This window comes from Arcobacter roscoffensis (assembly GCF_024267655.1).
GTDB classification, from domain to species: Bacteria; Campylobacterota; Campylobacteria; order Campylobacterales; family Arcobacteraceae; genus Arcobacter_B; species Arcobacter_B roscoffensis.
Map to the genome: position 1 here is coordinate 988,575 of NZ_CP100595.1, position 14,901 is coordinate 1,003,475.

14 protein-coding genes and 1 tRNA gene are annotated in these 14,901 nt (G+C 25.8%); 4 read left to right on the top strand and 11 right to left on the bottom strand.

Annotated features, from left to right (window positions below; translation table 11 throughout):
- Positions 1 to 90: 90 nt before the first annotated feature.
- From NJU99_RS04875 to NJU99_RS04915, 9 genes are all read right to left on the bottom strand, one after another.
- A complete protein-coding gene (locus tag NJU99_RS04875) occupies positions 91 to 567 on the bottom strand; it encodes a glutathione peroxidase (protein WP_254578076.1) in 477 nt (158 codons plus the stop codon).
- A 129-nt stretch (positions 568 to 696) separates the two neighbouring features.
- Complete coding sequence (locus tag NJU99_RS04880) at positions 697 to 1,995, bottom strand: diguanylate cyclase (RefSeq protein WP_254577605.1); 1,299 nt, start codon at positions 1,993 to 1,995, stop codon at positions 697 to 699.
- 241 nt (positions 1,996 to 2,236) lie between these two features.
- On the bottom strand, positions 2,237 to 3,169 hold the full coding sequence (locus NJU99_RS04885) for a GGDEF domain-containing protein (protein ID WP_254577606.1): 933 nt from the start codon (positions 3,167 to 3,169) through the stop codon (positions 2,237 to 2,239).
- A 6-nt stretch (positions 3,170 to 3,175) separates the two neighbouring features.
- Positions 3,176 to 3,796, bottom strand: coding sequence for a chemotaxis protein CheX (locus NJU99_RS04890; RefSeq protein ID WP_254577607.1), 621 nt, complete (start codon positions 3,794 to 3,796; stop codon positions 3,176 to 3,178).
- Entirely contained in the window at positions 3,796 to 4,161 is a 366-nt protein-coding gene (locus tag NJU99_RS04895; RefSeq protein ID WP_254577608.1) for a response regulator, read from the bottom strand. The genes NJU99_RS04890 and NJU99_RS04895 overlap by 1 nt, the downstream gene beginning before the upstream one ends.
- A gap of 101 nt (positions 4,162 to 4,262) precedes the next feature.
- Positions 4,263 to 4,340, bottom strand: a tRNA-Pro gene (locus NJU99_RS04900).
- Between the two features lie 64 nt (positions 4,341 to 4,404).
- Entirely contained in the window at positions 4,405 to 4,875 is a 471-nt protein-coding gene (locus NJU99_RS04905; protein ID WP_254577609.1) for a hypothetical protein, read from the bottom strand.
- 59 nt (positions 4,876 to 4,934) lie between these two features.
- The gene (locus tag NJU99_RS04910) at positions 4,935 to 5,435 is read right to left on the bottom strand and encodes a SprT-like domain-containing protein (RefSeq protein ID WP_254577610.1); all 501 of its coding nucleotides are present in this window, start codon (positions 5,433 to 5,435) and stop codon (positions 4,935 to 4,937) included.
- A 5-nt stretch (positions 5,436 to 5,440) separates the two neighbouring features.
- Positions 5,441 to 5,914 carry a J domain-containing protein gene (locus NJU99_RS04915; protein ID WP_254577611.1) on the bottom strand — a complete coding sequence of 158 codons (474 nt, stop codon included), beginning with the start codon at positions 5,912 to 5,914 and terminating at the stop codon, positions 5,441 to 5,443.
- Positions 5,915 to 6,137: 223 nt separating this feature from the next.
- On the opposite strand from NJU99_RS04915, the gene NJU99_RS04920 reads away from it, so the two are divergent.
- The 3 genes from NJU99_RS04920 (at position 6,138) to NJU99_RS04930 (ending at position 11,874) form a co-directional block, all read left to right on the top strand.
- Positions 6,138 to 7,829 (top strand): L-lactate permease, encoded by a 1,692-nt coding sequence (locus NJU99_RS04920; protein ID WP_254577612.1) that lies wholly within the window; start codon positions 6,138 to 6,140, stop codon positions 7,827 to 7,829.
- A gap of 104 nt (positions 7,830 to 7,933) precedes the next feature.
- Positions 7,934 to 9,865 carry an ankyrin repeat domain-containing protein gene (locus NJU99_RS04925; RefSeq protein ID WP_254577613.1) on the top strand — a complete coding sequence of 644 codons (1,932 nt, stop codon included), beginning with the start codon at positions 7,934 to 7,936 and terminating at the stop codon, positions 9,863 to 9,865.
- Positions 9,866 to 9,960: 95 nt separating this feature from the next.
- Positions 9,961 to 11,874, top strand: a complete 1,914-nt coding sequence (locus NJU99_RS04930; protein ID WP_254577614.1) for an ankyrin repeat domain-containing protein — start codon at positions 9,961 to 9,963, stop codon at positions 11,872 to 11,874.
- Between the two features lie 11 nt (positions 11,875 to 11,885).
- Here NJU99_RS04930 and NJU99_RS04935 read toward each other — a convergent pair whose 3' ends face one another.
- Entirely contained in the window at positions 11,886 to 13,820 is a 1,935-nt protein-coding gene (locus tag NJU99_RS04935; RefSeq protein WP_254577615.1) for a sensor histidine kinase, read from the bottom strand.
- 90 nt (positions 13,821 to 13,910) lie between these two features.
- Positions 13,911 to 14,534 carry a DsbA family protein gene (locus NJU99_RS04940; protein WP_254577616.1) on the bottom strand — a complete coding sequence of 208 codons (624 nt, stop codon included), beginning with the start codon at positions 14,532 to 14,534 and terminating at the stop codon, positions 13,911 to 13,913.
- 95 nt (positions 14,535 to 14,629) lie between these two features.
- On the opposite strand from NJU99_RS04940, the gene NJU99_RS04945 reads away from it, so the two are divergent.
- Positions 14,630 to 14,896 carry a DnaJ domain-containing protein gene (locus NJU99_RS04945; protein WP_254577617.1) on the top strand — a complete coding sequence of 89 codons (267 nt, stop codon included), beginning with the start codon at positions 14,630 to 14,632 and terminating at the stop codon, positions 14,894 to 14,896.
- Positions 14,897 to 14,901: the final 5 nt, after the last annotated feature.

The following is a 14,901-nucleotide window of genomic DNA, read 5'->3' on the forward strand; positions in this document are numbered from 1 at the left end:
AATAATCAATTATAGGGCTAATAAAATCTTCGATAATAAATCCTTTTTATAAAAAAGGAAATATATCTAAAATGTTCTAAAAAAAGCTATTTATAAAAGTTCTTTTATTTTTGGTTCTATTTCTAAAGGTTTTGTTGTTGAACCATATCTTTCAATAACATTTCCTTTTTTATCAATTAAAAACTTTGTAAAGTTCCATTTTATGCTTTCTGTTCCTAAAATTCCAGAAGCCTCTTTTTTTAGATGAGTATATAAAGGATGTTCATTATCACCATTTACATCAATCTTTGAAAACATATCAAATTTTACTCCAAATGTTAGTGTACAAAACTCTTTTATCTCTTCATTTGTTCCTGGTTCTTGGTTTGCAAATTGATTTGATGGGAAACCTAAAACCATAAAATCTTCATCTTTATATTTTGCATGAAGTTTTTCTAAGCCTTCATATTGAGAAGTAAAACCACATTTACTAGCTACATTTACTATTAGAAGAACTTTGTCTTTATATTTTGACATGGAAATCTCTTTTCCTTCTATATCTTTTACTTTAAAATCATAAATACTCATACTATTCTCCTTAGCAAATAAAGTTCCAATTAATAATGAAACTACAACAGTTAATCTTAATATCATAATTTATCCCTTTATTTTAGTAATTCATTTTAACGCAATTTACTGTTATTTTGTATGGTTTTTTTATAAATTCACACTAACTTGGTTTCTTCCATTCTCTTTTGAAGCATATAAAGCCTTATCAGCTCTTGCTATAATAGTGTCTAAACTTTCATCATTACTTTTTATTTGTGAGATACCTATACTAATAGTTACAGGAATATTTAGGTTTTCAGTTATGAAGTTGTTTTTATTAAAAAACTCTCTAATTTTTTCAGACAGATTTAAAGCTCCTTGCGAGTCTGTACTATTTAAAATAATCATAAACTCTTCACCGCCAGTACGAGCTAAAATATCAGACTTTCTAATACTGTTTTCAAGTGAACCTGATACATATTTTAAAACTTCATCTCCTATTTGATGACCATAGGTATCATTTACTTTTTTAAAAAAATCAATATCAATACAAACAACACATAGTTTTTGATTTTCTCTTTTTGCTAGATTGAATGACTTTGAACCCATATCAAAGAAATATCTTCTATTTGGTATATTTGTTAAAAAGTCTGATGTTGAGATTTTAAGAAGTTTTTTATTTGCCTCAACAAGCTCTTTTGTTCGATTTTTTACTTTTCTCTCCAAGGTCTTGTTTAGTCTTAAAATATTTCTTTCTCTTGTATAAATACTATTTATTGTATAGCTTATGATAAAAATAAATACGATACTTGTAAAAAAAGTAATTACATATAAAATATTTGTTTTTGAAGTAATAAGTTCAACGTTTTGACTATAAACATTTGTAGGAATACTAACTCTTAGTCCACCCATAGTATCGCCAACTTTGTAGTTTTGTGTTTTGTGACAGCTTAAACATGATTCATCAACTCTTAAAACTCCTAGTAAGTCATAAGCTTTGTCATTTAGTTTTGTATAAAAATCTTCATTTCTATTTTTATCTAAAAACTCAAGGGCTTTTTTCTCAAATAAATCTGCCTTATTATTTGGATTTTTAGGATTTAAACTTGTGATTTTGAAATAGTAGTTTTTATTTACTTCATTTGATAATTCTGATAATTGTCTTGTCATCCAAGCCGGATTTACTTTTATAAGAAGTTCATTGTTTTTTGTGTAAGTGTGATTGTCTTCTAAATAAGGATTTGGCTTTATTCCTTCGTGTGCTTTTACATAAATACCACCATGTTTTGATGCCCAAAGTCTTGTAGTTACAACATTGTTAAATAGACTTGAAGCTTCTTGAAAAAGTATTTTTTGAGATACTTTAATATAGTTTAATTTTGTTTGATAAATATAGTTCACAATAATTATTGTAAATATAAAAACTAATGTAACTATAAAATAAATAATGAAGTTTTTGTTTTTCATACTCTACCTATAAGACTTATATATGTATTGTAACATAAAATAATTTTATTATATAGAAATATATAGGATATAAAATATACAGTTTTTAGATAGATACTTGTAACTAAGTTGTTATAATAGTACTATATAATTCACAACAAAGGAGAAGGTATGGAAATTATATATATTACATTTGCATGTATTTTTTTAGTTGGTATTACGGCTTGTTGTATTGTAAAATTTTTTGGAAATTATGAAAAGACTATTTAGCTTTTACAACTTTATTTCTACCACTAGTTTTTGCTTCATATAAAGCTTCATCAGCTCTAGCAAAAGTCTGTTCTAAATTATCATTGTCTTTTTGCTCATCAAATTTAGCAACACCTAAACTAACAGTATATTTTATCGTAGTATTTTCATCTATTATAACTTCTGCTTTTTCTATATACTCTCTAATTTTTTCAGCAACTAGATAGGCATTTTCTATACTACAATCTTGAAGAAGTACAACAAACTCTTCTCCTCCAAATCTTGAAATAATATCACTATCTCTTAAGTTTTTTTCAAGTGCTCTTGCAATATGAATAATTACTTCATCACCAACAAGGTGACCATAAGTATCATTTATATTTTTAAACTTATCAATATCTAAAACAATAAGAGAAAGGCATGTATCATTTCTTTTGCTATATGATTGTATTTTTTTTGATTGCATTGAGAAGTATCTTCTATTTGAAAGTTTTGTCAAAGGGTCTCTATGTGTCATTTCTACTAGTTCTTCATTTAAAAGTTCTAGTTTATGATTTGTTTCTCTAAGATTTGTAGTATTGTAAATAAATAAACAAACAAGTTCTTTATCTTTGTCATAAGGAACAATAGTAATATTTTGTTGCATATATTTATATATGCTATTAGTAATAGATTCCACAGGAATTTTTATCAAGTATCTGTTTTGGTCAACATTGTAAAATGAAGGATTATTTGTAACTAAAACTGACTTTACTTTTCTTTTTAGTTTTTTTTCATTTATATTTTCATAAAGTTCACAGATGTTTTTATTTATTACATCCGCTTCTTTTTTATAAGTAAGTATTTCAAGCCATCTATTCCAAGCTAAAATATTTAGCTCTTTGTCAAGTATTATAATTCCATTGTCAACACTATTAAATATTACATTATTGTTTATATCTATCATTTATATTTATAAATCCTCTAAAAACTGAGAAATTGATTCTCTTAAATATTCAGATGATTCATTTTTTGAAAGTATAATTAATTCACCTTTTATATGTTCATCTTCAAAGTTAAGCTCAGTAGAAATTATAATGATATTTTCATAGCTTTTATCAAAACCATCATTAAACTCTTTTATATTAGTAACTCTTTTTATATTTGGAGATGAAAATGAAATACTTGCATCAATTAATGAGGCTAGTTTTCCTGATGTTACAGATGAAATGATATTTGTAATTTCTAAAACAACATCTTTTATTTCATCATCATCAATTTCATCATCTTCTAAACCAAACTCTTTAGTAAGATTATAGCTAGATTTTTCATCAATTATAAAAAGATTTTCTCCTGAAATATTCCCATGAATAAGTTGATTCGCAATAAAATAGTTCCCATTTTCAACAATTTTTTCATTTAAGTGTTTAAGTAAACCCTCAGAAGTAACTGTATTAATTACTGGAATATTCAAAGTTGCAAATTTATCTATGATTTTAGATATGGCAGCAGTTGCTTCACCATAAGCTATATTCATGAGTTCTTGTAAGCAGTCTCTTTCATCTTCATTTAAATCAATAAGATTTTTGCCCATTAGATTAGTCCAAGTTTTTCAAGCATCTTTTTTAAATTTTCTAGGTTTATTGGTTTTTTTATAAAACCTAATGCGCCATTATTTTTAGCTTTTTGCATAGCTTGTTCTTGAATATCTGCACTTACTATAATGATTTTAGAGTCTTTATCGAATTGACTTATTTCTTTAGTTGCTTCAAAACCATCTACAACAGGCATTGTTAAGTCCATAAAACAAATAGAAGGATTATGCTCTTTGTAAAGCTCAATTGCCTCTTGGCCATTTGTAGCTTCTACAATATTTGAGTCTTCGCTTATTATCTCTTTTAAATTCTTAATTGTCATTTTTCTTGCTAGTTTAGAATCGTCAACTACTAAATATGTCATAAAGTATCCTCAATTAAATTTTGGACATTATAGCATAATAATTTTTGTTTTAATTTGAAAAAAGTGTTAGTTTGTGATGTTTTTTTGATTTTGTAGATAAATGGTCGGGGCGAGAGGATTCGAACCTCCGGCCCCCTGGTCCCAAACCAGGTGCGCTAACCAGACTGCGCTACGCCCCGACGATTAACAAGGCGGGAATAATACTATGTTTTTTAATAAATGTCAAGTATATATTCCAAAAAACTATTGAATTTTTGAAATTTCAATATCATTTATATTTTCTACTAGTTTAAGTAAGCTATTGTCTTTCATTTCTAAATAACCTTCACTTTTAATTCTTCCTTTAGAGTCATAAACAAATTTAAAGTTTTCATCAAAACTTACAGTAATAAACTTATCTTTTTTTACTTCTAGTTTTTCTGTTTTTACATCATTTGCCATAGCTTTTTTTAGAATATAGATAATGGCATATTTGTCTTTTTTATATTTTGTATTTTCATCATTTTTTTTATTTTTAAAATCTTCATTGTAAAAAACAAACTTATCCTTTCCTAATAAAAATCTAGCAATAGAGTTTGTAACTTTTGCTTCAAGATAGTTGTGTTCTAAAGACTTAAAGTTTTCTATTTCACCTAAAGTAATACCTTTAAATTTGATTGTATAGTTTGCAAACGCAAAACTCGCAAGTAGTATAGTTGTTATTAAAATTTTCATGTTTTCCCTTTTAATTTAAGTGATATTATATCTAAAAAGTGAATTTTTCGTGAAAGCTTTTAATTGAAAAGTTTTGTTTTTTCCATCAAAATATCATTATGATTTACGAATCTTTCACATCTAAGACCATTTAGTTTTTTACAAATTCTTTGCCATTTTTTTGTATGACCTGAGTTTTTATTTGAAAAGTCACTAATATGAAACATTATAGCATGGGCATATTCGTGGGGAAGTACATCATTTATCATATAATTTGAGCTTTCTTTAAATCTTTTTTTATTTAAATATATTTCAATACTTCCATCTCTTTCATAAACAGCCATGCCAAATCTATTTGCAGTCATTTCCTCAGAAATAATTATAGGAAATTCTCTTACAATATTAAAATTTATTTTTGCTAAGTATCTTAACTCTTTAAGTTTTAGTGTTAGTTGGGTTTTGTATTTATCATCAAGTGGTTTTTTATCAAAAGAATAGTCTTCATACCAAAGTAGAACTAAAAGTGCCAAAGCACCTATAGTTATAAAGAAGAAAGTTTTTTGTAGCTTTTTAAAAAACATAAGTTTTATTTTACTGTTTTTATTAAAATATCTCTAAAGTGATTTAGCTCTTTCATTTTTGTATCATCTCCACCGTTTATATCAGGGTGATATTTTCTTGCTAATTCTTTGTATCTTTTTTTTATCTCTTCTTTTGTAGGTTCACCTGTAAAACCAAAAAAGTCTTTTGCTTGTTGTATTTCATTGTATCTTGGCTGATTTGCAAAGTTTTGAAAATCATTTGAATTAAAATTTTGAAAATCATTGAAGTTGAAATTTGCATTGTTTCCTTGTGAAAACTCTTGACCGTTAAATTTAAAGTGAAAACCATTTGTTTTAATTTTCTTTTTTAAATTATATATTGCTATAAAACCTAAGATAAATATAATCCCTATTATCATTAAAAATGTTCCAAAGTTTGTAAATATTAAGTATAAAATAAAAAATATTATTGCAAGTCTTACTATTCTGTTAAATATATAAATGGCTGTATTGTTCATAAAAATCTAAATCCTTTAAAATAAAACGTGTATTATAGTATTCTTTTTAAAATAAGTAAATTAAAGCTATTTCTTATATAAAAATTAATTATATTTATTAAATGTGTTACAAAAGTAATCATTAAAACTTTAAAAATATTGCTATTTAAATGCTATAGAAAAATTATCATAAAAATATCACATGCTAGGAATATTCTTTTTGTGTTAAAACAAGGAGGAATACATGAGTATTGGTTTACAAGCATTTTTTGCTGCATTACCTATATTTTTAGCTGGTATTTTACTAGTTGGTTTAAGGGTTTCTGCTAAGAAAGCAATGCCTTTAGTTTATATAGCAACAGTTGGTGTTGCATTTGTTGTGTGGGAAGTTTCTTTTAATAGAGTTATGGCTTCAACTATTCAAGGTCTACTTATAACAGTTGCTGTTTTATGGATTATTTTTGGTGCAATTTTACTTTTAAATACACTAAAACATTCAGGTGCGATTGCTGTAATTAGACAAGGTTTCAACAATATTAGTCCTGATAGAAGAGTACAAGTTATTATAATTGCATGGTTATTTGGATCATTTATTGAGGGTGCTTCTGGATTTGGTACACCTGCTGCGATTGCTGCACCACTTTTAGTTGCTATTGGTTTCCCGGCAATGGCTGCTGTTATGGTTGGTATGATGATTCAAAGTACACCTGTATCTTTTGGTGCTGTTGGAACGCCTATTTTAATAGGAGTAAATAAAGGTTTAGATGCTCAAGGAATAGGGCTTGACTTAGAAAGTATTGGTTCGTCTTGGGATGTTTATTTACAAATTATTACTTCACAAGTTGCAATTACTCATGCAATTGTTGGTACTTTAATTCCTTTATTTATGACTGTAATGTTAACTAGGTTTTTTGGTGAAAATAAGTCATGGAGTGAGGGCTTAAGTATTTTACCTTTTGCTATTTTTGCAGGACTTGCGTTTACAATTCCTTATGCTTTAACAGGTGTTTTCTTAGGTGCTGAGTTTCCATCATTAATAGGTGCTTTAGTTGGACTTCCAATAGTTATGTTTGCAGCTAAAAAAGGTTTCTTAGTTCCTAAAAAAGCTTGGGATTTTGCTCCAAGAGAGAAATGGCCTACATCATGGGTTTCAAAAATAGAGATGAAATTAGACGCAATGAGTGCAAAAGTTCCAATGTCTTTAACAAAAGCATGGATTCCATATATCTTAGTTGCAGTGATTTTAGTAATTACAAGAGTTAGTGATGAGGCTAAAGCGTTTGTTAAATCTTGGATTATTCCATTTAAAGATATTTTAGGTGAAAACTTAGGTTATTCTATCACTCCACTTTACTTACCAGGGGGTATTTTAGTATTTGTAGCCCTTGTTACTTATTTCCTACATAAAATGGAATTTAAAGAGATGAAAGAAGCTATAGGTGAGTCTTCAAAGGTTATGTTAGGTGCTGGTTTTGTACTTATTTTTACAATTCCATTAGTTAGAATTCTAATTAATTCAGGTGTAAATGATTCTGGATTTGATTCAATGCCAGTTGCAATGGCTAATTTTGTAGCTTCATCAGTTGGAGATATATATCCATTATTTGCTCCAATGGTTGGTGCTTTAGGTGCATTTATTGCAGGTTCAAATACAGTTTCAAATATGATGTTAGCACAGTATCAATTTGGTGTTGCAGATGCACTAGGTGTATCAACAGCCTTTATGGTAGCACTTCAAGCAGTTGGAGCTGCTGCTGGTAATATGATTGCAATTCATAATGTTGTTGCAGCAAGTGCAACTGTTGGTCTTTTAGATCAAGAAGGGCAAACATTAAGAAGAACAATTATTCCTACAATCTATTATTGTTTATTAGCAGGTATTATCGGACTTGTTGGTATGTATGTATTAGATGTGGTTGATCCACTTATGAAATAAAGAAAAGAGATTTAATCTCTTTTCTTAAACTACTATTTTAACCTCTTTATAACCTCTTTTTTGATAATCTAAATCATAATTTATATACATAGGTAACTAATTTTATGTTAAATAAACTTTTAGAGAAAAAAGAACTTTTATTTGGAAAAAAAGAGTCATTAGAAGAGCTTGTAATAAAAGATCCTTTTAATGAAAAAAAGCTTCAAAAAGCAATAGATGCTTATGATTTAGACTTAAATAACCAATACTTACTTAAGCTATGTATACAGAACAACTCTTATGAAGCTTTAAGTTTTCTTATAGAAAAAGTAGGCTTTAAAATAGACAAACTAGATGTAAATAAAGAAAACCTATTATTCTTAGCTATAAGAGAAAAAGTTAATGAGTGTTGTAAAGTCTTATTATCAAATAATATTGATATTAATCAAGCAAATATAAACAGCATTACACCCTTGCATCTTGTAACTAAAAGTGGCATGGAAGACATATTTGATATTATCACAGATAGAGTTGACAATCTTGAAATAGAAGATAAAGACGGAAGAAATATTCTTTTCTATGCAATACAATCAAAAAACTTTGAAATTATAAAAAAAGTATTTCAACTAACATCTATAAAACTTAACTTCAAAGACAATCAAGACAATACAATTGTTCATATAAAAGAGATTACAGCAAATCTTGACTTATTTAAATTTTTCGTAAGTAAGGGATTAAATGTAGATAGCATAAATAAAAACAATGAAGATTTTTTATATTTAAACTGTTTAGATTTAGATGTTCCAGATGAACTTTTTATATCTTTTTTACAAAAAAGTAATTTAAAAAATAGAAAGTATGGATTAAATGAAGAGTCTATTTTAATGAAAATAGTAAAAAAAATACTTTCAATTGATATACAAGTTCTAGAAAATAAAGGTTTAGTTACTAAGTATCAAGATAGACTTATTACCTTTATCGAACATGGGGTAGATGAAAATAGCTTGAATAGTGAAAATGAAAACTTTTTATTTGATGTTGTAAGAGCAAAAGATGATTTAGTTTTAGAGTTTTTATTAAACAGAACAAAAGTAAATATTAATCAAATTAATAATCATGGTCAAAACTTACTTGACTTAGCAATCTTTAATGGAAAAGTAAATGTTGAATTAGTTAAAAAGCTAGTATATACAAACATAAATTGTACTGTAAAAGATAAAGATGGATTAACAATAGTTGAAAAACTTGTAGATGTTATATTAAGTGAAGATATTCCAAATAGAGTAAGAAAAATAGGGAAAACAAAAAGTGCAAAAAATGTAAACTATACTCAAATTTTAACTTTTATTTTAGATTATACAAAAATTGATATAAATCAAATTATGTTTGAGGCTGAACCTATAGTATTTGAGATAGGAAAATCTTTTCATGTTCCATTATTAGAAGTATTTAAAAAACATGGTGCAAATTTAAATATAGTAGGTCAAAAAGATAAACTTACTATTTTTTATAAGGTTTTAGAAGCAGGTAAAGATGCAAAAGATGAAAGAGCACTTTTTTTAAAAATGTTAAAGTATTTAGTTCTATGTGATGTTGATATTGACCATAAAGATTCACATGGTGGAAATGTAATACATAAAGCAATTTTAGATCACGATTTACAAGTTGTAAATATTCTAACTCTAAGAGTTAAAAATTATAAAGCAAGGGATAAAAAAGGAAGAACTTATATTCATAATACAATTTGGAAAAATAAAGCAGATATTTTGAAAAAAATAGCCTTTAAAAATAAAGACTTGATGAATATACCTGATAAGTTTGGTTTATTACCTATAAATTATGGCGTTATAATGGGAAAAAAAGAAGTTGTATTTGCTTTAATAAAAATGGGTGCTTATTTAAATAATCCTTATAATGTAAACGAACAATTTAAAGAACAATTCTTTTCAAAACTTGGAAAACTTGAGGATATTTTGAGTTCAACAATGACTGAAAATGAGAGATCTCTAATGACAGAACTAGTAAGAAGTATGCAAAAAGAACTTGATATAGAATAAAAATAATTTTTAAAAACCCTAAAATAAAGGGATTTAATTCAAACATAATAAAAAAATTGCTATTCTTTCGCTAATGAAAGAAAAAAGGTAGAGTAATGCTAGATAAATTATTTGGTAGTAGTGAAACTATCGAAGAGTTAATAATAAAAAAACCTTTTAATGAAAAAGCGGTAGAAAAGAAATTAGCAAAATCTGATTTTAATAAAAATGATAGCTCTTTATTGCATCATTGTGCAAAATATGATGCTTTTAATGCAGTTAATTATTTGCTAAGTATTGGAGTTAAATTTAATTCTTTAAATGAATTTAATGAAAATGCACTTTTTACAGCTTTAAAAAGCTCAAGTTTAGAGACTTCTAAACTATTATTAAAAAAAGGAATAGATGTAAATCAAGAAAATCTTGATGGGGAAATCCCCTTACATTTAGCTTTTAAATATGGAGCAATTCAATTAATAGATATAATTGCTTCAAAAACGCAAGATATAAATAAAAAAAATAAAGTAGGTAGAACAGTTTTATTTTATGCAATAGAGTCAAAAAATAGACTAGCCATAAAAAAAGTTTTAGCTTTAAGTAATGAATTAGATATTAATCAACAAGATAATAATGGTAATACAATTTGTCATTTAAAAGAAATAACTGCTGATTTAAATATTTTTGATGGATTGCTTGATTTAGGTTTAGATTTAAACTCTATTAACAACAAAGGACAAGACTTTTTATATCTAAATTGTTTAGATTTGGATTTAAATAACAATCTTTTCTCTTTTGCAATAAGAAATAATGCTTCATTAAATAGAAGATATGGAACAAAGAAAAATACCTTATTGATATACTTGATTGATAAACTATTAACTTATGATATTCAAGTTTATGAAAATAAAAGTTTTATAAATAAATATCAAGATAGGATAATGACTTTTGTTGAAAATGGTGCAAATGTAAATCTTTTGAATTTAGAAGAAGAGAATTTATTATTTAACATAATAAGAGCAAGAAGTGAGTTTAATTTAGATTTTATTTTAAAGTCAACATCTATAAATGTAAATCAAACTAATGCTATTGGTAATACGGTTTTAGATATTGCTATTTTTAATGGTAAACCTAACATTGATCTAATAAAAAGACTTCTTTTTTCAAATATTGACTCAAGTTTAAAAGATAAAAATAATCATAGTGTTATAGAAAAAGTAGTAGATGTTATTTTGAGTGAAAACTCACCAAATAGAGTAAGAAAAGTATCAAATATAAGAGTTTATCCAGAGGTTAATTATAATCAAATTCTAAATTTACTTTTAGAGTTTATAAAAGTAGATATAAATGAAATACTTTTTGAAGAAGAGCCAATTATTTTTGAAATTGCAAAATATTTTAATGTTCCTTTACTTGAGACATTTAAAAAATATGGTGCAAATCTAGATATCTTAAGTAAAAAAGATAATCTAAATGCATTTTATAGGGTCCTTCAATCAGGAAAAGAACAAAAAAATCAAAAGCAAGCTTTTCATAAAACTTTGAATTTCCTTATCTTAAATAATGTAAATATTGACTGTAAAGACTCTTATGGAGGAAATGTAATTCATAAAGCTATATTAGATCATGACTTACAAGTTATAAATATTCTTACAAAAAGAGTAGGGGATTATAGAGCTGTAGATAATAAGGGAAGAAACTATATTCATAATACAGTTTGGAGTGATAAAATAGATATATTAAAGAAAATTGCTTTAAAAAATAGAGACCTAATAAACAAACCTGATAGATTTGGTATCTTACCAATAAATTATGCTGTTATTATGGGTAAAAAAGAGGTTGTGTTCTCTCTTATAAAATTAGGTGCATTTTTAAATAATCACAATAAAATCAATCAGCAATTTAAAGAGAGTTTTTTTTCTAAACTAGGAGATTTAGATGATATTTTAAATACTTCAATGACGGTAAATGAAAGAAGCTTAATGACTAAATTAGTATCTAATATGAAAGAAGAGTTTCATATTAAGAAATAGTTTTAATGGTTTTATTTTTTAGGCCCCAATAAGGGCACTTCAATTGTAAATTTTGCTCCATTAAAACTAGAACCTTTATAATTATATGATATGTTTTCAACAGAAAGTTTCCCTTTTAAACTTTTTGTTACTATGTTTTTTGACATATAAAGTCCTATACCTGTACCTTCATTTCCTTTTGTAGTAAAATAAGGACTAAATACATTTTTTATAATATCTTCATTTATTCCTTTTGCATTATCATATATTTCTAATTTTAAAAAATTGTCATTTTTTAATGTTTTGATAAAAATAAATTTATTTTCTTCAAGTTCTTCTCTGTTTTCAAGTGCTTCACTTGCATTTTTAATGATATTTACTAAAACTTGCAGTAGTTCATTTTCATTACTTTTTATAGATATATCTTTATCTTCTCTAATTACTTTGATATTACAAGTTTTAATTGAACTTTCTAAAAGTTTAAGTGTTCTATTTATTGTATTTGTAACTTCAAAGTCATTGAATTCTTTGTGGGGTGAAAAGAAGTTTTTAAAATCATCTATTGTCTCAGATAGATACTTTGTCGATTTTGTGATTTTATCCATCTGTGAATTAATATCTTCAAGTTTTAAATAGTTTAATTCATTTTGCATTTTTATTCCAGAAGATATTGTTGTTATTTGACTTAGAGGTTGTTTCCATTGATGTGCAATATTTGCTATCATTTCTCCCATTGTTGCCATCTTCGCTTGTTGGGACATTAAGTCATCTTTTTCTTTATTTTCTATGATTTTATTTTCAATTTCTTTTTTATAAAGTTTAAGTCTACTTTCTAAAACTTTTGAGATAAAAAATGAAATAATAAGTAAAAGCATAGTTGTTAAAATGCTTATTTTTGTAATAGTTTCAATATTATCAAGTTTTTTCTTTTCAAGTAAAAGCTTTTTCTCTTCAATCTTTTTATTTAAGTTTTCAGTATAAAAACCAGTTCCTATAACCCATTTGTATGCTTCAAATTTTCTGATATAAGAGATTTTTTTATTGCTAAGGGCACTTTTATCTGTATTGATAGTTGCCTCATAAGTCATATACTCCCCATCATTATTTCTTGCAAAATTTATAATATCTTGAACTAAATATCTACCTGCACTGTTTTTATAGTTTATTCTATTTTTACCAATTAGTTTTGTTTTATAATGAGCTAAATATTTCCCATCATAATCTATTACAAAAATATAAGCATTATTTGCATATCTTATTTTTTGAATATACTCTAAAATTTTAGTTTTAAGTTTTGCTTCAAAGTCAACTATATATTCCCCTGTACCTATAATAATATCATATGGCTCAAAATATTTATAAAATGCAATTTTTTCAAAGACTTCAGCTGTATCATTGTTCTTATACCAAAAATAGGAATCAAAACTTTCACTTTTCTTTTTAATCGTTTCAATCATTTTTCTAACTGGGTAATTACCTTCTTTATCTCTAAAGTTTATGTAGTTTTTGCCTTCAATGGATTTATTTAATGGTTGAAGAACATTATTCCCATACTTGTCATTTATGAAAAAATATCCCCTTCCTTCATTAAAAATTATACTTTCTAATGTTGTTTTTATTAAAGAGAAAATTTCTTCTTTTGATTTTGTATCTTTATTTTTTTCATAGATTTTTGTAGCAATATTATGAGCTAGATAAACTTTTTCTTTTATAAAAACTTTTAGTTCTTTTTCTGTATTATTTTTTTCATTTTCAATATGATTATAGACTCTTTGTACTTCTTCATAAACTCTTTTTTTATTTTGTAAGTAGTACTCTTTTTCTAATTCTGTAATCTCTTTTTTATAAGATACTTCTTTTTCATTTAGTATTATTTTAGTTGCAATAAGTGAGAAAATAATAACAAATATAATAGGTGCATACTTTATAAAAAATATTATAAACTTGTCATTATTTGATTTTATCATCACTTGCCTTTTTAGGTATTCTTCTATTATATAACATAAGTTATTAAATATAATAAAAAAAAGGCTTTAAAAAAGGAGTTTAATCCTTTTTTAAAAATAGATATTTTGTGTTAAATCAATAATCTGCTTTAACATACTTGTATGATCATCATATTTTATATTTATTGGATAAACTTCTTTCTTATATTTTAATACAAGAGAAGGGAAAACTCTAACTTTTAGTGATCTTCTTAAATTTAATTCATCTTGTAAATCTTCTTCGATTTTTTGACCTTTCAAATCTTCTTCAAATTTCTTTTCATCTAATCCTATTTTTTTTGCAAGATCGATTAAAGTAGAAGCATCACTTGGGTTTTTTGCTTCTTGATAATAAGCTTTTTGAATAGCTTCTATCATTTCATCTTCTTTATTTTCATATCTAGCTAGCATTGTAGCTTGGCATGAAAGGTAAGTTGAACGTCTTGGTTCACATTTTTTCCAGAAGTCGTGATTAAATTTTGTTCCAACTTCTTTATTTATTTGTTTCCATATATTTTCAATTGTTTCTTGCTGTTCTTTTGGCATAGGAATATTACTATTTTTAGCTAATCCTCCCACAACATGTACAAGTTCTACATTTGATGGAAGTTCTTTTCTTAAGTTATCAAGAGTAGGTTTAAAAGCATAACACCATGAACACATTGGGTCATGTACATGATAAAGTATTGATTTCATATATTCTCCTAAAATTTATATTATACTTGTAGTATACTATATTCATTTAAAAAAAATATTGTAGAATATAATTGATTATATAATTAGGGAAAAATATGGATTATGAAGAGTTTGAAAAAGCAGTTGATATAATGGGAGTTCTTACAAGAACCTCTAAAAAAGATTTGAAGAAAAAATATTTAAAACTCTCAAAAAGATACCATCCTGATATGCCAGAAGGTAGTCATGAAAAGTTTCAAGAAATAAAAGATTCATATGACTTACTTTGTGCATACATGGATTCGTATTGTTTTTTATTTGATAAAGAAGAGTTTAAAGAGCAGTTCCCAGCTTTTACAAATTATAAAAATTGGAATAGATAAAAGGA

Coding starts and splice junctions, on each gene's coding strand:
- NJU99_RS04875 (WP_254578076.1), bottom strand. CDS start 567: ATGAGTATTTATGATTTTAAAGTAAAAGATATAGAAGGAAAAGAGATT.
- NJU99_RS04880 (WP_254577605.1), bottom strand. CDS start 1,995: ATGAAAAACAAAAACTTCATTATTTATTTTATAGTTACATTAGTTTTT.
- NJU99_RS04885 (WP_254577606.1), bottom strand. CDS start 3,169: ATGATAGATATAAACAATAATGTAATATTTAATAGTGTTGACAATGGA.
- NJU99_RS04890 (WP_254577607.1), bottom strand. CDS start 3,796: ATGGGCAAAAATCTTATTGATTTAAATGAAGATGAAAGAGACTGCTTA.
- NJU99_RS04895 (WP_254577608.1), bottom strand. CDS start 4,161: ATGACATATTTAGTAGTTGACGATTCTAAACTAGCAAGAAAAATGACA.
- NJU99_RS04905 (WP_254577609.1), bottom strand. CDS start 4,875: ATGAAAATTTTAATAACAACTATACTACTTGCGAGTTTTGCGTTTGCA.
- NJU99_RS04910 (WP_254577610.1), bottom strand. CDS start 5,435: ATGTTTTTTAAAAAGCTACAAAAAACTTTCTTCTTTATAACTATAGGT.
- NJU99_RS04915 (WP_254577611.1), bottom strand. CDS start 5,914: ATGAACAATACAGCCATTTATATATTTAACAGAATAGTAAGACTTGCA.
- NJU99_RS04920 (WP_254577612.1), top strand. CDS start 6,138: ATGAGTATTGGTTTACAAGCATTTTTTGCTGCATTACCTATATTTTTA.
- NJU99_RS04925 (WP_254577613.1), top strand. CDS start 7,934: ATGTTAAATAAACTTTTAGAGAAAAAAGAACTTTTATTTGGAAAAAAA.
- NJU99_RS04930 (WP_254577614.1), top strand. CDS start 9,961: ATGCTAGATAAATTATTTGGTAGTAGTGAAACTATCGAAGAGTTAATA.
- NJU99_RS04935 (WP_254577615.1), bottom strand. CDS start 13,820: ATGATAAAATCAAATAATGACAAGTTTATAATATTTTTTATAAAGTAT.
- NJU99_RS04940 (WP_254577616.1), bottom strand. CDS start 14,534: ATGAAATCAATACTTTATCATGTACATGACCCAATGTGTTCATGGTGT.
- NJU99_RS04945 (WP_254577617.1), top strand. CDS start 14,630: ATGGATTATGAAGAGTTTGAAAAAGCAGTTGATATAATGGGAGTTCTT.